21 protein-coding genes are annotated in these 19287 nt (G+C 48.0%); 8 read left to right on the top strand and 13 right to left on the bottom strand.

Annotated features, from left to right (window positions below; translation table 11 throughout):
• The first annotated feature begins 122 nt into the window (after nucleotides 1-122).
• Genes AC58QM_RS00825 through AC58QM_RS00810 form a run of 4 tightly spaced genes read left to right on the top strand, consistent with a single transcriptional unit; the run spans nucleotide 123 to nucleotide 3469 of the window.
• The gene (locus AC58QM_RS00825; RefSeq protein ID WP_497280562.1) at nucleotides 123-1100 is read left to right on the top strand and encodes an HD domain-containing protein; all 978 of its coding nucleotides are present in this window, start codon (nucleotides 123-125) and stop codon (nucleotides 1098-1100) included.
• Nucleotides 1101-1150: 50 nt separating this feature from the next.
• Nucleotides 1151-1726 carry a thymidine kinase gene (locus AC58QM_RS00820; RefSeq protein WP_310499700.1) on the top strand — a complete coding sequence of 192 codons (576 nt, stop codon included), beginning with the start codon at nucleotides 1151-1153 and terminating at the stop codon, nucleotides 1724-1726.
• Nucleotides 1727-1762: 36 nt separating this feature from the next.
• Nucleotides 1763-2941: an MGDG synthase family glycosyltransferase gene (locus AC58QM_RS00815; RefSeq protein ID WP_497280560.1), complete on the top strand. Its 1179-nt coding sequence runs from the start codon at nucleotides 1763-1765 to the stop codon at nucleotides 2939-2941.
• A 27-nt stretch (nucleotides 2942-2968) separates the two neighbouring features.
• Nucleotides 2969-3469, top strand: a complete 501-nt coding sequence (locus tag AC58QM_RS00810) for a hypothetical protein (RefSeq protein WP_497280558.1) — start codon at nucleotides 2969-2971, stop codon at nucleotides 3467-3469.
• Nucleotides 3470-3502: 33 nt separating this feature from the next.
• On the opposite strand, the gene AC58QM_RS00805 is transcribed toward AC58QM_RS00810, so the two are convergent.
• The 5 genes from AC58QM_RS00805 to AC58QM_RS00785 all read right to left on the bottom strand — a co-directional run bounded on the left by AC58QM_RS00805 (nucleotide 3503) and on the right by AC58QM_RS00785 (nucleotide 7658).
• Nucleotides 3503-4252: a PHP domain-containing protein gene (locus tag AC58QM_RS00805; RefSeq protein ID WP_497280556.1), complete on the bottom strand. Its 750-nt coding sequence runs from the start codon at nucleotides 4250-4252 to the stop codon at nucleotides 3503-3505.
• Nucleotides 4253-4272: 20 nt separating this feature from the next.
• Entirely contained in the window at nucleotides 4273-5079 is an 807-nt protein-coding gene (locus AC58QM_RS00800; protein WP_497280554.1) for an energy-coupling factor transporter transmembrane component T family protein, read from the bottom strand.
• On the bottom strand, nucleotides 5021-5794 hold the full coding sequence (locus AC58QM_RS00795) for an energy-coupling factor ABC transporter ATP-binding protein (protein ID WP_497281553.1): 774 nt from the start codon (nucleotides 5792-5794) through the stop codon (nucleotides 5021-5023). Before AC58QM_RS00795 ends, AC58QM_RS00800 begins: the two co-directional genes overlap by 59 nt.
• A gap of 65 nt (nucleotides 5795-5859) precedes the next feature.
• The gene (locus tag AC58QM_RS00790; protein WP_497280552.1) at nucleotides 5860-6798 is read right to left on the bottom strand and encodes an energy-coupling factor ABC transporter ATP-binding protein; all 939 of its coding nucleotides are present in this window, start codon (nucleotides 6796-6798) and stop codon (nucleotides 5860-5862) included.
• Nucleotides 6798-7658, bottom strand: coding sequence for a DUF8171 family membrane protein (locus AC58QM_RS00785; RefSeq protein WP_497280550.1), 861 nt, complete (start codon nucleotides 7656-7658; stop codon nucleotides 6798-6800). Before AC58QM_RS00785 ends, AC58QM_RS00790 begins: the two co-directional genes overlap by 1 nt.
• A gap of 183 nt (nucleotides 7659-7841) precedes the next feature.
• Here AC58QM_RS00785 and AC58QM_RS00780 point away from each other — a divergent pair, with 183 nt between their 5' ends.
• Complete coding sequence (locus AC58QM_RS00780) at nucleotides 7842-8681, top strand: MurR/RpiR family transcriptional regulator (RefSeq protein ID WP_497280548.1); 840 nt, start codon at nucleotides 7842-7844, stop codon at nucleotides 8679-8681.
• Between the two features lie 41 nt (nucleotides 8682-8722).
• On the opposite strand, the gene AC58QM_RS00775 is transcribed toward AC58QM_RS00780, so the two are convergent.
• A complete protein-coding gene (locus tag AC58QM_RS00775) occupies nucleotides 8723-9916 on the bottom strand; it encodes a hypothetical protein (protein WP_497280546.1) in 1194 nt (397 codons plus the stop codon).
• Nucleotides 9917-10101: 185 nt separating this feature from the next.
• On the opposite strand from AC58QM_RS00775, the gene AC58QM_RS00770 reads away from it, so the two are divergent.
• Both AC58QM_RS00770 and AC58QM_RS00765 read left to right on the top strand, forming a co-directional pair.
• The gene (locus AC58QM_RS00770) at nucleotides 10102-11118 is read left to right on the top strand and encodes a peptidoglycan DD-metalloendopeptidase family protein (RefSeq protein ID WP_497280544.1); all 1017 of its coding nucleotides are present in this window, start codon (nucleotides 10102-10104) and stop codon (nucleotides 11116-11118) included.
• The gene (locus AC58QM_RS00765; RefSeq protein ID WP_497280542.1) at nucleotides 11115-11567 is read left to right on the top strand and encodes a bactofilin family protein; all 453 of its coding nucleotides are present in this window, start codon (nucleotides 11115-11117) and stop codon (nucleotides 11565-11567) included. Before AC58QM_RS00770 ends, AC58QM_RS00765 begins: the two co-directional genes overlap by 4 nt.
• A 71-nt stretch (nucleotides 11568-11638) precedes the next feature.
• Here the strand turns inward: AC58QM_RS00765 and AC58QM_RS00760 are convergent, their stop codons facing one another.
• The 6 genes from AC58QM_RS00760 to AC58QM_RS00735 form a co-directional block, all read right to left on the bottom strand.
• Nucleotides 11639-12664, bottom strand: coding sequence for an ABC transporter substrate-binding protein (locus AC58QM_RS00760; protein WP_497280540.1), 1026 nt, complete (start codon nucleotides 12662-12664; stop codon nucleotides 11639-11641).
• A gap of 13 nt (nucleotides 12665-12677) precedes the next feature.
• Entirely contained in the window at nucleotides 12678-13442 is a 765-nt protein-coding gene (locus AC58QM_RS00755) for an ABC transporter permease (RefSeq protein ID WP_497280538.1), read from the bottom strand.
• Nucleotides 13375-14214: an ABC transporter ATP-binding protein gene (locus AC58QM_RS00750; protein ID WP_497280536.1), complete on the bottom strand. Its 840-nt coding sequence runs from the start codon at nucleotides 14212-14214 to the stop codon at nucleotides 13375-13377. The genes AC58QM_RS00755 and AC58QM_RS00750 overlap by 68 nt, the downstream gene beginning before the upstream one ends.
• A 27-nt stretch (nucleotides 14215-14241) precedes the next feature.
• Nucleotides 14242-15489 carry a DUF445 domain-containing protein gene (locus AC58QM_RS00745; protein ID WP_497280534.1) on the bottom strand — a complete coding sequence of 416 codons (1248 nt, stop codon included), beginning with the start codon at nucleotides 15487-15489 and terminating at the stop codon, nucleotides 14242-14244.
• A 658-nt stretch (nucleotides 15490-16147) separates the two neighbouring features.
• Nucleotides 16148-16816: an HD domain-containing protein gene (locus tag AC58QM_RS00740; protein ID WP_497280532.1), complete on the bottom strand. Its 669-nt coding sequence runs from the start codon at nucleotides 16814-16816 to the stop codon at nucleotides 16148-16150.
• Entirely contained in the window at nucleotides 16813-17850 is a 1038-nt protein-coding gene (locus tag AC58QM_RS00735; protein WP_497280530.1) for a TrmB family transcriptional regulator, read from the bottom strand. The genes AC58QM_RS00740 and AC58QM_RS00735 overlap by 4 nt, the downstream gene beginning before the upstream one ends.
• 159 nt (nucleotides 17851-18009) lie before the next feature.
• Between AC58QM_RS00735 and AC58QM_RS00730 the strand changes: the two genes are divergently transcribed.
• A complete protein-coding gene (locus AC58QM_RS00730; protein WP_497280528.1) occupies nucleotides 18010-18462 on the top strand; it encodes a flavodoxin in 453 nt (150 codons plus the stop codon).
• Between the two features lie 49 nt (nucleotides 18463-18511).
• Here AC58QM_RS00730 and AC58QM_RS00725 read toward each other — a convergent pair whose 3' ends face one another.
• A complete protein-coding gene (locus tag AC58QM_RS00725) occupies nucleotides 18512-19198 on the bottom strand; it encodes an MgtC/SapB family protein (protein ID WP_497281551.1) in 687 nt (228 codons plus the stop codon).
• Between the last annotated feature and the right edge of the window lie 89 nt (nucleotides 19199-19287).

Below are 19287 nucleotides of genomic sequence, written 5' to 3'. Positions count from 1 at the left end.
CTTTCCTATATATATACGACAGGCTATGCATGTGATAGCACAATTTCTATGTTTCATGCTATGATAGCTAATACCGCTGCAAGAACATACATCCAGATTCCACATCTTAGGAGGAGCTCTGTTTGAGTATACAGCATACTTTTGGGGACGGCTTGATTAGGGAGCCTCTATACCAATGGCAGCTAAAAGCCCATCCGGTCGAAATTGAGCTTTTCCGCTCTAAGCCGGTACGCCGCCTTAAGTTTTTACATCATTTTGGAGCATCGGCTCTGTTTTCACCACTTACACATTCACGATTCGAACATACGGTTGGCGTTTGGTCACTCATGGCCCACTTTTGCCCAGAAGAACCGCTTCTGCGCATTGCGGCATTACTCCATGATATCGGGCACCTGCCCTTCTCCCATGCGGTTGAGCGGACGCTGGGATATAATCATCATCGTCATACGGAGCAATTGATCGGACAAGGCGTCATCGCCGATATTTTGATTAAACATGGCATCTCACCACAGTCGATTATCGATCTTTTGAAGCAAGAGACGCCACTAACGAACAAATCAACGATTCTTGGACTTGATCATCTAGATAGCTTTCTGCGTGATACGTATTATGCGGGTCTGCAAACACTGCCACCTTCAGAAATCGTAAAAGGGCTGCGGTTACGCGGTCCCTTTATTGAGGCGGATGAGCCTTCAGCCGCGGCACTTGTTGATGCTATCGTCGAAGATCATCGACTTTTCTTGAACCCTCAGTTTCTAGCCATGGATGCGCTGCTGGCGAAAGCAACAGCCCATCACTGCGAGTCTAACCCAGGTATGCGGGATCGTATCCCGGCGCTGATGGATCATGAATTAATCCAGGAGCTGCTTCAGAGTAACAATGATACGGCAAGGGAAACCATTCATGTGCTCATGTATGAGCCTCACCGAATTCAAGTTACACAGCAACCTGTCCCAGGCAGTATCGAGGTTAAAATCGGCAAGGTTTACAAAAAACAACCCTTAATCGGTGAAAAACTCGCCTCCGAGGTGAGCTTCCAAGCCGCTGTTAAGCTCACTGAGTTGGATAGCATGGCCGCGACTTACTTTTTTACAATCTAACATTCTTATGAAATCAACTATCTTACATCCGCAGAAGGGACTGTCCCAGCTTGGCAAAATTGTACTTTCGTTATGGCACGATGAATAGCGGTAAATCCATTGAAGTCTTACGTGTTGCTCATAATTATGAAGAACAAGGCAAAAAGGTACTTCTCCTCACTTCCGTTATGGACGATCGCTTCGGCGTTGGTAAAGTCGCTTCCCGTATCGGCATGCAAAAAGGGGCCATCGTTGTAGACGAACATCTGGATATGGTCGCCCTCGCGCAGACCGAGCGTCCGAACTGCATTTTGGTCGATGAAGCACAGTTCTTAAACAAAGCCCAAGTCTCTCAGTTGATAGAAGTCGTCGATGAACTGGATATTCCTGTTATCGCTTACGGGCTTCGCGCTGATTTCATGGGACAATTATTCGAAGGCAGCAATGCTCTCTTGGCTGTCGCCGATACAATCGAGGAAATTAAAACCGTTTGTTGGTATTGTGATAAAAAGGCGATCATGAATATGCGATGCAAAGATGGTGTTCCTATTTTCCATGGAGAGCAGATTCAGATTGGCGGTAACGAAAGTTACGTTCCCGTATGCCGCAAGTGCTATGCCTCCAAAAAGAAAGCTGCGCACATCTAAGGATTGATATGGTATGTGCAAAGAAAGGTGAGTTCCTTGCGTAAAAAACGGATTCTCCTATTATCCGAGGGCTTCGGGAAAGGTCATACACAAGCTGCTCATGCGCTGTCTGGCGAGCTAAGGCAATCCTCATCTGACATGATAACCCGCGTGATCGAGCTTGGCGCTTTTTTACATCCTACCTTAGCACCTTGGGTCTTCTCGGCATACCGCCGCACGGTAACATCACAACCTAGGCTGTACGGTATGCTCTATCGACATCACTATAATAAAAGGCCGAGTCGTATAGCCAGTCTCGTGCTGCATCGCATCTTCTATTCACGGACGAAAGCCGTTATCAAGCAATTAAAGCCGGACTTGATCGTCTGTACGCATCCATTCCCAAGCATTATTGTCTCAAGGCTCAAACGCGCAGGACTGGATATACCGCTCTTCACTGTAATCACCGACTATGATGCGCATGGCACGTGGATTAATTCTGCTGTAGACAAATATCTCGTATCTACACCACTAGTTCGGGAACGTCTCATGGACTGCGGTGTTCCGGACAAGCGGATCGAAGTAACAGGTATTCCCGTCCACCCTAATTTCCGAATGGCGCATAGCAAGGAACATATTCGTCAGGAATTTGGTCTCAAAGCAATGCCAACCGTAATGGTCATGGGCGGTGGCTGGGGTGTTTTTAAGAAAGAAGAAAAAGAAGAGATGCTGACTTATTTAGCGAGCTGGAGCAAAGATATTCAGCTGCTGATTTGTCTCGGCACGAACGAGAAAGCACGCCTCCAGCTGCTGGAGGAAGACGCCTTTCGTCAACCAAATGTCCATCTCATTGGCTATACAACCGAAATCAGCAAGCTGATGGACATCTCCGATCTGCTGATTACGAAGCCAGGCGGAATGACATGTACAGAGGCGATGGCCAAGGGTATTCCTATGCTGTTCTACAGCCCGATTCCCGGACAGGAAGAGAAAAACTGCACTTATTTTCAGGAAAATGGATACGGACAACGCATCACATCGCTTGCGATGATTGACCACTGGTTCAAACTGCTGCTCGAGCAACACCCCGAGCTCGTTCAACGTAGAACGGACATCCGTGAAGGTAACAATGAGGAAGAAAGCAGCTGCGCGGCTGCGATCATTGCGTATTTGGAGCAGTCGGACAAACGTTCCTATATTCAGGCATCATCAAAAACACCGCTCATACAATGGTAGTATCCATTGTAAGGGCGGTGTTTTGTTATGAATCCCATTCACCGATTCGGCAAGCAGGCTATATTTGCCTATTTAGTAATCTGGTTTGTCGGCAGCCTTTGGATGATGGCCGTGCTTGGCAGCGGATCTTTCCAGCGTAAACTATTAGGTGTTGATTTCGCTCTCTTCCATGAGTATGCCTGTTTCGGATTCGCAGGTGCGCTTGGTGGTGCGTTGTACGGCTTACGCATGTTTCACGAGCATTATCAAGAGCTTACCACACAGTGGATCTACTGGTACCTTATGCGGCCGATCCTTTGCTTCGGCTCCGCGATCATCACGATCATTCTTTTCGCGAGCGGAATCATGCTGCTTGAAGTAGGCGACTCGATGTCAGCGCGCATCAGCATCGCCTTTCTGACCGGCTACGGCTACGGGAAGTTCATGGAGAAGCTGCGTGATCTCACATCGACGTTCTTTAACGGGAAGAATACGAATGGGACGAACGGGAACGGGAATGGCAATGGGAGTGATACGCCTACGAAATGAGTTGACGGACCCGGGGCCATCCCTCCATACCAATTAACACTGACCCGTCAGCTTCAACGTGCGTTTCACAAACCGCGCGGCAAACACTTTGAGCGCAGCATAATCGGAAACGTTAATTTCGTATTGGCGATCTGTCAGACATTGACGCAGATCGTCAATCGTCTTGCAGTCCTTGTATAAGTTGTTTTTAACACAACCAAACTGCACGGGTAAGTGCGAGTCACTGCCGCAAACAACGGGTTTACCCAATTGTTGTCCCAATTGCTGCAACCTTGCAAACGTATCTTTCTGTTTAGCAACATCTTTCCCGTTCAAGTCAAACGCATCAAACCGTTGTAATTGTTCATCACGCAAATGGGTCAAAGGAGTCGAAATGCGTGTAGGATGAGCACCTATTTTAAGCACATTGAATTGTTCGGCAGTGCCCAATACGTCCTCAAATGTCGGAAACTTAGATTTCTCTGTCTTCGTTGCAAATTGTTTGTGAATCGTACGAATGTCCTCGCGGTTGCCAATTAATAGAATATGCCCCTTTTCTCGAATATCCACTTCCATCCCAGGGAACACCTTAAAGCCAGCCACATCATAGTAATCATCGCGATACGTGAAGTGCTGATCCAGTGTATTGTAAATATCCTCATATCGTTTTGTGTTAAAATGCTCTGTTAAGGCTAGCGCATCCAAACCGTTTTTTTGTGCACTGCGCACCATTTTCATAAAATATTCGATTGAAAAATCAATCTTCTTGGACATTTTCGTATGTGTATGGAAATCGATCCACATAAGCTTCTCCTCTTTTCTGATTACATATAGACAATAGTTCCAACGATGTAGATACCTGTTAGATACAACACAGTAGCACCAATAAAAACAGCATCTTTATACGACAATTGCAAATAGGACAACTTCATTCTTTTGGCCTCTTTACTATGAAGGGAATATGTAAATCCTTTCACCTCAAGCGCCTCCACCGTCGTACGTGTTCGTTTGGCCGTATTCAGCAGCATCGGATAGAAGGCTAAGATCGCAATTTTGCAAAGATAGAACAACTTTCTCCATCGTCCTTCAGGCATACGCCCTCTAAGCCGATAGGAATAAATAATATGCTGATATTGTTCGATTAAGATGGGAATCATGCGGTATCCATAAGAAATGCCAAAGCATACTTGTGCGGGCACACCTAGACTTAACAGCGCATCGCTGAATTTCTCAGGATTGAGACTCGTAAATACCGCGACACTTACTAACGCTACGGACAATAACTTTAACGTCAAGGTAATCATCGCTGTGAAAGCTTCTAAATCACCGCCAAGGACTAAAGCAAGAACAACCAAATACAACAAGTTACATACGGTGCTGATAGCCATTAACCCCATGACGAGTCCGCTAACGCGCGAGATTAAAGCCAGTACGAGCATCGTGATAAATAAGATGATAAGCAGCGCTTGATTATAGATAAACCAAGGAATGATGGCAAAAAGCATATACCATAACAATAGCACGCGTGGATCAAATTTCGTTAGAAACGTTGTATTTGGCACATAGACGATTTTAAGCAGTGTGAGCTTCAGCCGCTCGATCGATAGATGAGCTAACATCTTGTTGATCATGTTTCACTTCCTCTCTACGCAATCGCTGTCTGTCACAAAAAGCGTCTACACTTAATGCAGGCGGAAGCATGCCCATTGTAAGGCTAAGTGATACGATTTGTGGAGGCAGCAGCCCCGCCTTGCTCATGAGTACCGGGTCAGTGAATAGCGCTTGCGCTGTCGTGTCTGCCAACACGGCCCCCTGCCCAAGTACAATCATGCGATTCGACCAGTCCGCTGCAAGCTGCATATCATGGGTCGCGATCACAACGGTTTTCACCTTGCTGTCGATGTGTGAGAGCATAGTCACAACTTGCTTGCGACTAGCCACATCTAGACTTGCCGTTGGCTCATCAAGCAACAGCAGTTCTGGGCACATGCCCATACCAATCGCAAGCGAGGCTCTTCGCTGTTGACCACCGCTGAGTAATCTGCCATCGAACTCTTGTATGTCCGTCAGTCGAAAATCTTCGAGCAATTGATCAACGTGCTGATTGTAATGAGGAACTTGGCGTGCCCTCTGGAAAAAAGCAATATCAGAGCGGATGTTATCCGTAATGAACATTTCCTCCGGCTGCTGATAAATAAAGGCCACTTGCTCCGCTAATTGCTCTGGCGTTGCCTTGCAGGTGTCTGTACCCAGCACACGCACAGTCCCTTCTGATGGTTTCAGTAATCCGGTAATCAACTTCAGAAGCGATGATTTCCCTGCCCCATTCCCACCTACTAGCGCAATACGTTCTCCCTCATAGAAATCAAGGTTAATCTGATTAAGAATTGTTTTATGGGAACGTTCTACCGTTAGATTTGTTGTGAAACATTTTGAAACTGAGCAATTAGCCCTCGTTTTTCTTCGTATATAGGGTTTCCAATGTTAGATGGAACAAGGTGAGATTCCAAACCGCCATACGGATACTGAAATGCACCTGCACCTTCCAAAAGGCGTACAGGATAAGGTTTACGATCTGGCTGAAGCTGATAAGCGGCCTGTGTAACCTGAGGCGGATAAATGTTGCGCGCTAGTAATGCCTCTACTTCGTTGAGTGCACTAGTCGTTTCCTTTTTCCATACCAGTGTACCTTGATCCATGAGAATGGCATGCTTGCAATAATCTGCAATAAATTCGGTGTGGTGCTCAATGACGATGATTGTGGTACCGAACTTCTCGTTCATGGTTTTCAGCGCTTCATAGATATGAACGGCATTAAGCGGGTCAAGCTGTGCCGCTGGCTCATCCACGATGAGAACGGAAGGCTCCATAACCATGGCGGCTGCAAGAGCCACCATATGCTTTTGGCCCCCGCTTAGCTGCCATATGTATTTATGCTGAATTGAAGTTAGGCCGAGGAGCTCCATGATGCTAAAAGCTTTCTCACGATAGTCCGCGTATCCGTAATTCATTCTGGCAAAAATCAATTCCTCGAACACGGTTGGTCGGACTAATTGATTCTCAAAATCCTGATAGACATAACCTACGAGCTTAGACATCTCCGATACCGTGCTTTGGAGGGGATCCAACGAGCATACACTAATGTCCCCTTCAAAATCACCAGCATAAAAGTGTGGAATCAACCCATTCAACGCTTTACAAAGCGTAGATTTGCCACTCCCATTACTCCCCATAACGGCAATGAAATCGCCTGATTCAATCGTTAGCGTAACCTGGTGAAGCGCGATGCGCTCCGAACCAGGATAACAAAACGTGACGTCCTTGAGTTCAATCACAGGAACCTCACTCATTATAGTTTCTCAAAACGCGAGACATTTCCCCGACGTGAAGAAAGCCCGATTATGGTTACGGCGATAGCAATTAATCCCGTGATACCGATACCAACCCAGATAAACCCGCCTCCGTACTGATCGACAAAATCCGGTTTCCACTCGCCAAGCTCAATCGACTCACCTAGTACACCCAATAATACAGCAACGATGAATATCCCCACACTAAGGGTTAGTATCGCACCAGCAGTTGCTCTATACATCTTATTGGTGCGTGGTTTCATGCCAAGCAGAGGCTCCAACTTACCGTACAGCTTAGGAATCATAAACATAGCGGGAATGATCCCTACAATTAATCCTGCAACAATCCACTCATTCACATTTTCGATGAGCTCTAGAAGGACGATACTTTGTGGCAAACCTTCAATCGCTTCAAATTCTTTTACCCCAACAGAAACTTTAATAATATCCGCTAATCCACTCAGTAACTGATCGATCCCAATACCAATCATACCTGCAATGGCAATATTCACTTTGCTTTTGGGATTAGTAACCAACAGACCTGCAATATAGAGCCCGATAAACAACGTCAGCACACCTTCAAATTCCCCGATCCCGCCGAAATCTCCCATCAGCAAATCACCGAAGATTACTTCACCTAATGCGGCTCCGAGCGCTGCGTAAAGCGGGTTGAATAACATGACAAGAATGAGTGCAACAAACCCGAAATACGGGACTCCGATTTCAATAGGTCCGAAACCTACATCAGGAATCAATTCTGTTACCAAATCTGCTAATCCGAAAAGCGCCATGGATAAAACGAAGACCATTAAATTTTGTGATTGATTCCGTTGCTGTTGATTCGTTAATGTTTTACTCATCTCTTAACCTCCCAAATTCTTCTTCTACTTCATGGTAATTGGGAAGTGTTAAGCGAGCGTTAACCTCATTTATTGGTTTTGTAAAAATTATTTCAAGTTAATCAATAATGTAATTTTTATTTCATTTTACTATTGAGGTATTCACGCTAGTATGGTAAAACTGTCTACGAGAGGGTGATACGCATGACATTCAAACGATTCGAAGCAGAAGCTTTATCCGCAGGACATCAGAAAATTGCTGATTTTATTACAAAGAATACCCATCAAGTCCCTTATATGACCGAACAAGATATTGCAGACCAGTCAGGTATCAGTATCGCAACGGTATCTAGATTCTGGAAAGCGGTCGGGTATGTGAATTTCAAAGAATACAAACGCCAATTGCAAGAAGAAGCTATCCCTACACCTGTGCTAAAAATGAAGGACAAGCTGCAAAAGGTAGCTGACGACGATATTGTAGGAAAAATGATAGAGCTTGAAATGAATCATCTCGCCGTAACCATGGAACGGTTATCACGTGAAGATTTTAATCGTGCTGTTCAAGCGATTATCCAAGCAAACCAAATCGTCGTGTACGGGTCTGGACCCTCCCATGCGCTGTGCGAGCTGCTGCACTTTCGACTAAATCGGTTTGGTTATCGCGTTAACCATCTTAGTCGAGGGGGATCTGAGCTGTTCGAGGGAGTTTCTCAAATTCGCGAACAGGATGTGCTCATTGTTTTCGGATTTTCCAACACACCGCCGGAAGCCAAGCTGCTGCTTGAAATGGCCATGGAAGCCAAGTGCACCTCCATTCTGATCACAGATCTACTCGTATCCGAGCTTGTCGATGCGGCAACCTGCGTCTTGTATACCTGCAGAGGTGAGCGGCAGGAATTTCATTCCATGGTAGCACCGGTAGCGCTGATCGATTCATTAACTATCGCGCTCGCCAAGCAAGACGAGCAGCGAGCCATTCCGCATTTGCAACGCTTATACGACTTGAGACAGAAGCACGCTTCGTCACTGCAATATAAGCGATAAAAAAAACCACCGCGTGCAGACAACCGCGGTGGTTTGTAGTATTACGGTGCATCGAACGTATGCACCTTATTCCAGTTCACACCACCATTCCGGGTGGTGTACATGACACTCGGCTGCTCATTATCATTCGTGATGAGCCAGCCGCTATTCGCGTCTGCCATGCCGAGCAGCAGCTCGCCGTACCCTGTGAACGACTCCGTCCCGTTCACCCAAGTCTTGCCGCCGTCCTTCGTCCATCCGACGGAGTTCGGCTTGTCGCATGCCGGGCAGCTGCCGCCCATGAAGGCTACGTCGGTGTTCACGACGTAGAGCGGGCCGGGCTTCGAGCCCGTGTTCTTCGGCCCCGACGTATCCCCTACGGGGAATCCTGGGGCCGGACCTCCGCCAGCCGTGCTGTTCACCAGCACGGTCTGCCAGGTCTTCCCACCGTCTTTCGTGTGAAACAGCGAATACGACGTTTGCGTCATCCCTGACTCCCCAATCAGCTCGATCCACGCGTCGTCCACCCCTGCGGAGCGAATGACGGTGCCTGTCAGTGTTGCCACGGTTGGGCGCGACATCACGGTTTTCCAATTTTGCCCGCCATCTTGCGTCCGCAATACTTCGATCGTATCTTTCACCTGCCGGACGGCCCAGCCATTCTTACCATCATGATAATAGGCATCGCCTATCATTCCTTCGGGTACAGGCAGCGTTGCCCATTTGACACCGCCATCCACAGTCTGAGCATTCCCGCTATAAGCTTCCTGCTTCGATACGAAATGAAGGAACGCTTGATTAGGAACAGTACCGACTGCTGACCAATGTGCGCCGCCATCATGGGTGCTCAAGAGCTTCCTCGTAGTTTCTTCCGTTGCCCAGGCGTCCTGATCATTCAGGGCAAATAACTGCGCCACTTCTCCAGCCCCTGTATATTGCACCTTCCACTTCACGCCGCCATCATCGGTACGAGCGATCCAGCCCTTGCCGCCAATCCACCCTTTCTCCGCATCAGCGAGCCTTACTACCGTTACTCCCTGCAAACGTGTTGTTGATGTTGGATCGCTGCCTTTGGTAGGCACGGTTGTCGCCTCTGATCCCGGTGCAGCCGGGCTCGTTGTTGGCTCCCTTGTAGCCACCGCACTGGGACTCGGTGAATCCGAAACGTTCACATTCCCACTTGTTTGTCCAGATGCTTTACACCCCGTTAAGGCCAGAGTGGTTATCGCCAACAGCAGCAGTGTCCTTTTTAACATAAGCATTACTCCCTTCATTTGCATGTGTAGTTGATATTTCATAGACGTTATCGGGGAGGGAAAAGTTGATCTCACTTCCTTAACATCTTCCCCTGAATACGAGAAATTAGGCATGACTCATCCATCTGTGGAATACAATCGTAAACATGAAGGGGGACTTCGTTACGGAGAGGGAGGAGGATCTGTTGAAATTCATTTGGGGCAAAAAGGAACTGACCTTCATGATCATTCCGGGTGCCAACCGCCATACCGTAAGATTCAAGCTTCCGCACAGCAGCCTGTATATTGTGCCTAGCGTGATCCTGCTTGTACTAATGGGATTCTTGGTAACCATCTACTTGATGAATACCCAATCTCACCAAACTCAAAACAGCATGCAGCAAGCTTTCGATGGACAAGAACGTCAGTTGGTTGATCAAATTACACATAAAACAAGCGAGCTGGAGAAACTGCAAATCGATTTGATTGACCTGGCTCAGCAGGCCGATGAATTTAAAGTAAAGCTAGAGGAAATTAAGAAACTGGATCATGTCATCGAACTCATGAGTCAGCCAGAGGGCATAAACGGGACAAGCAAGAAGGTTTCAAGCATTCAGGGCACCAAGCCCGTGAATGGAACAAATGTGGATGTTGGCGGCAGCGATGTACCTGTCACAATAGATGATGTATCTACCCTCGTAAGCGATACCAAGCAAGGGCTTTTTTCATTAGTTGGCGATATTAATGCGCTCCTCGTCAATCTCAATGAATCTGAAGCCAAAATTAAAGAAGCCGAGCGGCTGCGCAGTATTACACCCACGCTTTGGCCAATTACCTCGCATAGTATCACCTCAGGCTTCGGCATCCGCATCGATCCTTTTACATTCAAGCCTTCCATGCATACGGGGTATGATATCGATGGTGAATACAACGACCCTGTCTTCGTAACTGCCGCAGGGAAGGTCATTGCCGTGGGCTTTGATGGCGAGTTAGGCAATTACATCATTGTTGATCATTCGAGAGGTATTGAAACGGAATATATGCATTTGAATAAAATATTGGTAAAACGCGGAGAATCTGTAACAAAAGGTCAACAGATCGGTCTCGTTGGTTCCACTGGACGCAGCACGGGCTCCCATCTTCATTATGAGGTTCATAAAAATGGCGTACAGATTGATCCCAAACCCTATCTCATTTCAGATCGAAAGGATGAACGCAAATGATCGGAAGCTCGAAATTGAAACGAATCGATGCCAAAACAACGGATACGCTGATCGGAGGCAGTACGATCTGTGAAGGCAAAATCATGTCCGAAGCCAGTCTTCGCATCGAGGGGCAAATGAACGGTGACATTGAATGTGCCGGTGACATCACCATTGGTGAGAACGCTGTCGTACAATCGAATATCCACGCGCGCGATGTGATCGTTGCCGGCAAAGTGAAAGGCAATATTTATACGAAGGGTAAGCTGATTGTGACAAGCTCTGGCGTGTTGATTGGCAATATTGATGTTCGATCCTTCATTATCGAAGAGGGCGGTATCTTCCAGGGAAGCAGTGCGATGAATGCCATGGCGGCACAAGGGGATAAAAGCAGCGGCGGCAAAGTTATCGATGCTAAGGCACATAAGCAGCAAAAAAATGAGCAACAGGCCGCTTCTGGTGGAAACTAGAGCAGCATCATATACAAAGAGCTCGTCTTCATCCGCCTGCGGCGGGTGCGACGAGCTCTTTCTCATTTGTTTTATTTCCCAGCTTTCACTTCGGCTAGCATAGAGAGATCCACGAATCGGCTAAGATCCAGTTCCTCAGGCTTAATGCCTTTGATGTATCTAGCGCCGATAGACACTTTCGCCATCTCTTCCATCACCTTCACATCAACGTTAGTGGTCAGCTTGAGACGGCTAAGCGAGGCTTTAATCAAGCCTTTATCCATCCCCTTGCCACTGTACTGCTTCAACTGATTGTTGATAAGATCGTAGGCTTGGTCGGGGCTATTTTGAATGAATGCGATGCCATCCATGTTGGCTTTAATGGCACCTTTCACAATGTCGCGATGGTGTTGGATGAACTTGTCGCTTGCCACCATAATCACGGTTGGATAGTCACCTTGGTTTGGCGGAATCGCCTGCCAATCAACGACGACTTTACCGAGTCCGGCCTTCTCAATCTGCGTTCCCCAAGGCTCTGGGACTAAGGCTGCGTCGATTTCCTTCTGACGGAAAGAGATCAGCGTATCCGAAGGTGAACGTACAATGAGATGTGCGTTATCTACGCCTCTCCCTAGTGCGATGCCGGATTGCTGTAGGAGCAAACGTAGTGATATTTCATTCGTATTCCCTTTAGCAGGGATTGCGATGGTTTTATCTCGTAAGTCTGCTGTCGACTGGATACCTGCATCTGATCTCGCTACCAGTACGGCACCGCCGTTATTGGATCCGGAGACTACGCGGAAATTGCCGCTTTTCAAGAAAAAAGTCGTCGCAGGTCCTGGACCTACAAAACCAACGTCGATATCCCCCGTCGCCATCGCAATAGACAGATCGGACCCATTATCGAAGGGTGTCACTTCTATTTTCACTTCATCGCCCCATTCGCGGGCAAAGTAACCTTTTTCCAGCGCAATGTAGGCGGCGGCATGGGTCACATTTTTGAACACACCTACTCGAACGACCTGTGGTTTTCCTGTTGCTGTCAGCTTCTCCTCGCAGGCGCTAAGCAGCGTAACCGTGAGTAGAAGCAGTATGAGTACTTTGATGCGTTTCGCCATCACGCCCACTCCCCTACGACTTGGAGCCAGCGAGGCCGTAGCGCTCTAGCACTTTATCTTCTAGTTTTTTGAAGCAGAAATGGTCTGAAACCGTACCGAGCACAGCGATAATAATAACGATACAGAGCATCAGTGAGGTATCCCCCAAATTCCGTCCATCCTGCAAAAGCTGTCCCAGCCCCGCTCCCTTGGCAATCAGTTCACCTGCCACAAGCGCTCGCCACGCAAAGGCCCATGCGGTACGCACACCATTGATTAAATGTGGAAAAGCGGCCGGAATCATGACTTGAATGAACAGATTAAACCCATTCCCCGTCCCCATGGTCTGAGCTGCGCGTAAATAGATTGGCGGGATATTCTTGATGCCCGTGCGGCTCGCCAAAGCCATCGTCCACGTAGCACCTAGCGTCGTAATGAAAATAACAGAAGATTCGTTAAGACCGAACCATATAATAGCAAAAGGCAGCCAAGCAATACTCGGAATGGTCTGTAGCGAGACAACGAGGAAGCCCAGCGTGTCATCCAGTAAGCGGTAACGGGCAAATAGGAACCCTAACGTCGTCCCTATCGCGAGTGAAAGAGCAAAGGAAATGAGCAAACGGAGCATACTAGCTCCCGCTGCTTGCAGCAGCTCGCCGTGCACGATACCGTCGTAGAACGCTTGCAGCGTCTGCGTAACGGAAGGGAACTTCCATCCCCAGTCGAAAATCCTAAATCCCGCCTCCCAAGCTATCAGCAGCAGTACCAGAAAAATCGTTCTTCTTAATGCTGTACTCATCGCCAGTCTCCTCTCTCACCACTTTCTCCAGCTCATCCGCCAGTGCGTCCATAATCAACGCCTCCATATGATGGAGCACAGAATCGCTGCTATCGCGAGGTCTCGCTGCTTTGACAGCGAACTCCTTCTTGATCGTGCCGGGACGTGTGGACATCACCAGAACCCGATCCGACAGGATGACCGCTTCGCGAATATTGTGGGTAATGAAGAGAATCGTTTTACGCGTACGCATCCATATTTCTTCCAATTCTTTATGCAAAATAAGGCGTGTTTGCTCATCTAAAGCCGCAAAAGGCTCGTCCATCAGCAAAATTTCTGGATCCATCGCCAGCGCTCTGGCAATCGCCGCACGCTGCTTCATCCCACCCGAAAGCTCGTGCGGATAACGATCCGCAAAGCGGCTTAAATGCACGGCTTTGATCTGTTCCATCGCCATCTCGATGCGCTCTTTCTTCACAATCCCCTTCTGCTTAAGGCCGAAGGCGACATTATCTAGAACCGTCAGCCAGGGGAACAACCCATGCTCCTGAAAAACGACGACGCGATCCGCGCCGGCTCCAGTTACCTTTTTACCGTTGACCTGAATAATGCCTTCAGACTGTGTATCAAAGCCTGCGACAAGGTTAAGAACCGTCGACTTTCCGCAGCCTGAAGGGCCAAGCAGGGAGACGAACTCCCCTTTTTTTATCGTCAAAGTAATGTCATCCAACGCCTTGTAGCTGCCGCCGATCCGTTGAACGAACGTCTTGCTGACTCCCTTAATCTCGATCAAGCTTACTCATCCCCTACGTTTGTCGCATTAGAATAACATTTTCAAGCCTGCCAAGCCTAACCCAATGATAAATCCACAAATCGCCCCGTTCACCCGAATCCATTGTAGATCACTGCCAATCTTCTCCTCCATCAGAACCGTTAACTTCTCGTTGTCGAGTTTGTCTAGGTTCTCTTTGACCAGTTGGCCGATTTTACTATGGTTTTGTTCCACATAAGAGGCGATCTGCTCTTGAATCCAGTCTTCCCCCTTGTGCAGCATATCGGGGTTTTCACGTATGGATAGGAGCATTTTGCGAATGATCGGTACCACATGCTGTGGGACAAAGTCCGGTTCATCGATGAAGGCTTCTGCCTTCTCTTTTAATTTGGTGAGCATAAGAGTCAGCTTCTCATCCAGATCAAACAATTCAGGAAGCTTGGATTTAAGCGATTCTAGCTCTGCTAGAAGCTGTGGATTGCGCTCCAACTTGTGGAGCTCATTGCGGATAAACGTGAGCACCGATTCCCGGCGCGGATGATTCTTCATGCGCATTTGGTCGATGTAACTCAGCACGAAATTCTGGATGATACCGCCGATTTTCTCCTCATTCACCATGCCGATGAAGGCATTCACAGCAAAAGCCATGAAGCCATTGGACTGTAAGCCCTCAAATGCTTTGATCGCCATGGCTCCTAATTGATCGCGTGTATCCGCTTTAATCGCCCATGCTGCTACCTTATCGAGGACAAAATCGAATGTTTTGCCATCGTAGCCACCGTTTTCAATGGTGTCCACGAGGGTGCGAACTAGCCGACTTGTATCTACGTCTTGAAGTGCTTTATGAATTTCCTCTGCTAGAAGAGGAGTTAATTTCTCTACATCAATCGCTTGTAGCGCTTGCTTGGCTAGCGCAGTAAGCCCTTTGTGCAGCGACGCATTGTCCAGTTGCTTGTCCGCGAGCTCTAGGCCTCGCTCCAAGAACCGAATTTGCTGCAAACGTGCGCGAATCGTTTCTTTGGAAAGCAGCTCATTCTGTACAGTGGAAACGAGCGCCTTCGTAATCTTTTCCCTGTTATTCGGCAGTAATGCCGTATGCGGGATGGGAATGCCAAGCGGATGACGGAACAAGGCGCTGACTGCGAACCAGTCGGCCAAACCGCCGACTACCCCTGCCTCGAACCCACCTTGCAGGAACGCGCCCCATACTGTTGAGGATACGGGCAATGTGGCTAAAAATCCGGCGCCCATGACGCCAAGTGAAACTGTTGCTATATACTTAGCTTCTTTTTTCATCGTTGTAACATCTCTTTCCGCGTGAGGTTGATGATTCATTCTTTCTATTTTATCACATTTTGGAAGGAAAGGTGGGAGGGGTGTTGGTGGGCGGAATCCGGTGCGGTGGAAATGGCTCACTCGGGCAACTAGTTAGCACATGTGACGTGGCTCCTTGCGTGAGACGTCGATTATTGCTGCCTCAGTAGCGCATCTGCAGAAATCCCACTCTGAGACGTCGAAAATCGCTCGCTCGGGCAACTAGTTAGACTCATGTGACGTGCTTCCCTGTGCGAGACGTCGATTATTGCTGCCTCAGTAGCGCATCTGCACCCATCTCACTCTGAGACGTCGAAATTGGCTCGCTCAGTTGACAAATTAGGCTCATGTGATGTGGCTCCCTGTGTGAGACGTCGATTATTGCTGTCTCAGTAGCGCATCTGCACCCATCTCACTCTGAGACGTCGAAATTGGCTCGCTCAGTTGACTAATTTGGCTCATGTGACGCGACTCCCTGTGGGAGACGTCGATTATTGCTGGGTCAGCTGCGGATCTGCAGAAATCCCACTCTGAGACGTCGAAAATCGCTCGCTCGGGCAACTAGTTAGGCTCATGTGATGTGGCTATCTGTATACGACCAAGAAAAAAAGAGCCACCGAGTGGCTCTCTCCTAAAATTCTTATCGCTCGCCTTCCCACTCTGCATAAAATTGCTGCAGATAGAGCTCCATAAAGCGATGCCGCTCCTCCGCGAGTTGCCTCGCGTAGGCCGTATTCATAAGCTCCTTCAGCTTGAGGAGCTTCTCGTAAAAGTGATTAATCGCGGTGTCATTGCCCCCGCGATATTCCGCCTCCGTCATCTGCTCACGCGCGATGACGGAAGGATCATGAATCGGGCGGCCTTTCCAGCCCGAATAGGCAAACACGCGCGAGATGCCCACCGCGCCAATGGCATCCAACCGGTCGGCATCCTGCACGACCTGGCCCTCAAGCGTGCGCATCGGCGGACGCGCGCCGCCTTTATAAGACATCGTGCTGATGATCTCCAGCACGTGCTCTACCTGCGCCGCCGGCGTGCCACTGGCGGCGAGCCAAGCCTCCAGCTCGCGCTGCGCCGCAGCTGGATCGGCGTTCAGCTTCTCGTCGACGACGTCGTGAAGCAACGCCGCAAGCTCGCAGACGAAACGATCAGCGCCCTCCTGGGCCGCGATACGTTTCGTCGTTTGTACCACGCGATATATGTGCCACCAATCGTGGCCGCTGCTATCGCGCTCTAGCTTTTCCTTCACGAGCGCTTCCGCCGCGAGTAAAATCCGCTCTTGATTTTCCATTTGCTCATACTGCATCATTTCTTTTTCTTCCTCTTCTCTTGTCCTGACTTTCCTGATTCTGACTTCCCATGTCCTGACTTCACGGGTTCAGACTTATCCTGTTCCGATATATCCAAATCTAACTTTTCATGACCAGCGCTCTCGTCACTCAAATTCTCTACAGTAAATTCACCCTCATCAAGTCTACCCAACTCTCCGGTAATCTCACTCCCTGAATGTAACTTAATTGCAATCAATTTGCCCTCATCCAGTTTCTTCGGTTCAGGCACTTTTCCATCTATTTGTTTTTGTATGATTTTCTTGAAATTTTTTCCGTATTTATCCTCGAGCTTCGTCCCCATATCCTGCTGAAGCTCTTGAAACACAACACTACTGCAAAAATGATTATACAGCATTTCCACCATCGCTGGATGCTCGGTTAGCATAGCCACCGTCGGATCTTCCACGCCACGCGTGCCAACGATCGCCAATTTGCGATCAATAAGCAGTGCGAATTTACGTCCCTGCTGACCCTTCAGACCTTCAACTCGTTTTCGGGCAAAAGGGTAGAAACCAGCCCCCGCTTCGCGTGTCGGCATAACGATTACACGTACGCCCTGCGTAGCAGCTTCACGAATGTCATCCTTCAGCAGCTTGGCTTCCTCTGGTGACAAATCACAAAATGCCTCTTCCTTCGCTCTCCTCAATTCCAAGCGGATACGCTCGATAACCTTGGTTTCACCTTCCAAGCTGAAGTACTCAGAACGATGCGCCTCTTGCTTAGGCAGGTGCTCTTTCACGTAGCGGATAGAGGCTTGCAGCTCCGCTTCCATTCGCTCGCCGATTTCCTCGATCGGCACACTTTGATACACAGTGGGTTCACCATGACTTGTGAGCACTGCACCCTTTTCCGCGAGCTTTTGTAAAGCTGCGTATACGTTTGAACGCGATACGCCAAGCCCCTTGGCAATTTCGTAGCCAGTTTGCGTACCATTCACGGCAAGCACGTGCAGACACTTAGCTTCCAGATCCGTGAAGCCAAGGTTTTTCAAATGCTGTAGAACATTCTCCATGGCGCAGTCCCCCTCATATCCCTATTGTAGCACGATGATTGCCTAGTCGTACTGCTTCACAGTACGAAGATAATAAAAATTTTATGTTGACAATGATAATCATTATCATCTAATATGATGGAAGTTAATGGGTTGCTAAAAACCAATAGGAGGTCCACCATGTCCAAAATTATTATCGTCTACGCAAGCATGTCTGGAAATACAGAAGAACTAGCCGAGGCCATTGCTGCTGGTATTCAGGAAGCTGGTATCGAGCCTGTTCTCAAAAACGTGATGGATACCAATGCTAGTGAGCTCGAGAAGTATGAAGGTGTTCTACTTGGGGCTTACACTTGGGGAGATGGCGATCTGCCTGATGAATTCGAAGATTTTTACGATGACATGGATGATATCAATCTGGATGGCCGCAAGTTCGGCGTATTCGGTTCAGCTGATTCCTCTTACACATATTTTGGTAAAGCAGTGGATACACTTGAGGAGAAATTAGCCGAAATCGGTGGAGAAAAAGTATTTGATGGCTTCAAGGTTGAGCTTAATCCGTCCAAGGATGAGAAACAACAATGCCACGAACTAGGTCTCAAATTCGCAGCTGCTCTGGGCGTATCAGCCTAAATAAGAAAAGGCCGGAAAGCAGCCCTGCGGCAACGATCCGGTCCTCTTCTTACAGCGTTTCAACTTCGGCGATTTCGATATAGGCCATGCTTTTCATTTCATCGAACACTTCGGAAGCATATTTGCGATCCACATACACGATGAAATTGAGCTCTTGCAGCTCTTGGTTCAACTCTTTGATGTGAACGCTTTTCATTTTGTACCCTTTGCCAATAATCTCTTTGATAATCGCTGTTAGGTTTCCGTCATGGGATACGATAAGTCGTACACGCAGATCTTTCATGATCAGCGGTCTAGGTCCCATTTTTTTAATAAAGTAAGGCAATACGATTACGCTAATGAGAATAAGCAGAAGTCCGAAAAACGCTTCAATGTAGAACCCTGCCCCAACTGCAATACCTAGCCCTGCAGCGCCCCAAATCATCGCAGCCGTCGTCAGTCCGATAATGACATCGTTGTGCTTGCGCAGAATAACACCTGCTCCGAGAAAACCGATCCCGCTGACCACTTGCGCCGCTAACCGCATGGGATCCATCACATGCAAACCAGCAACTGCGTACTTGTTCGCCGATTCAATGGATACAATTGTCAGTAAGCAGCTGCTTAAGCAAATGACAAGCGATGTTTTAAGCCCGAGCGGTTTATTTCTAATTTCCCGTTCCAATCCAATAATTAATCCAAAAATTGCTGAAATCCCTAGTTTCATTAAAATATGTAGATCTACAGTAAATTCCATCATCGCCTGCTCCTCTTGTTAAGTCACCTTTACAATATCTTAACAAAGTAACGAAGTAAATAACCATTTGCGAATTAGAAATATGTTTA

Source organism: Paenibacillus sp. J22P165, from assembly GCF_059692015.1.
Note: the sequence above shows the minus strand (reverse complement) of the source record. Positions and strands in the feature narration are given on the sequence as shown.

Excerpts from the sequence above, each read along its gene's own strand:
- AC58QM_RS00760 (WP_497280540.1), bottom strand. The coding sequence starts at position 12,664 with ATGGCGAAACGCATCAAAGTACTCATACTGCTTCTACTCACGGTTACG.
- AC58QM_RS00730 (WP_497280528.1), top strand. The coding sequence starts at position 18,010 with ATGTCCAAAATTATTATCGTCTACGCAAGCATGTCTGGAAATACAGAA.
- AC58QM_RS00780 (WP_497280548.1), top strand. The coding sequence starts at position 7,842 with ATGACATTCAAACGATTCGAAGCAGAAGCTTTATCCGCAGGACATCAG.
- AC58QM_RS00785 (WP_497280550.1), bottom strand. The coding sequence starts at position 7,658 with ATGAGTAAAACATTAACGAATCAACAGCAACGGAATCAATCACAAAAT.
- AC58QM_RS00755 (WP_497280538.1), bottom strand. The coding sequence starts at position 13,442 with ATGAGTACAGCATTAAGAAGAACGATTTTTCTGGTACTGCTGCTGATA.
- AC58QM_RS00725 (WP_497281551.1), bottom strand. The coding sequence starts at position 19,198 with ATGGAATTTACTGTAGATCTACATATTTTAATGAAACTAGGGATTTCA.
- AC58QM_RS00745 (WP_497280534.1), bottom strand. The coding sequence starts at position 15,489 with ATGAAAAAAGAAGCTAAGTATATAGCAACAGTTTCACTTGGCGTCATG.
- AC58QM_RS00805 (WP_497280556.1), bottom strand. The coding sequence starts at position 4,252 with ATGTGGATCGATTTCCATACACATACGAAAATGTCCAAGAAGATTGAT.
- AC58QM_RS00810 (WP_497280558.1), top strand. The coding sequence starts at position 2,969 with ATGAATCCCATTCACCGATTCGGCAAGCAGGCTATATTTGCCTATTTA.
- AC58QM_RS00735 (WP_497280530.1), bottom strand. The coding sequence starts at position 17,850 with ATGGAGAATGTTCTACAGCATTTGAAAAACCTTGGCTTCACGGATCTG.
- AC58QM_RS00790 (WP_497280552.1), bottom strand. The coding sequence starts at position 6,798 with ATGAGTGAGGTTCCTGTGATTGAACTCAAGGACGTCACGTTTTGTTAT.
- AC58QM_RS00740 (WP_497280532.1), bottom strand. The coding sequence starts at position 16,816 with ATGATGCAGTATGAGCAAATGGAAAATCAAGAGCGGATTTTACTCGCG.
- AC58QM_RS00765 (WP_497280542.1), top strand. The coding sequence starts at position 11,115 with ATGATCGGAAGCTCGAAATTGAAACGAATCGATGCCAAAACAACGGAT.
- AC58QM_RS00775 (WP_497280546.1), bottom strand. The coding sequence starts at position 9,916 with ATGTTAAAAAGGACACTGCTGCTGTTGGCGATAACCACTCTGGCCTTA.
- AC58QM_RS00800 (WP_497280554.1), bottom strand. The coding sequence starts at position 5,079 with ATGATCAACAAGATGTTAGCTCATCTATCGATCGAGCGGCTGAAGCTC.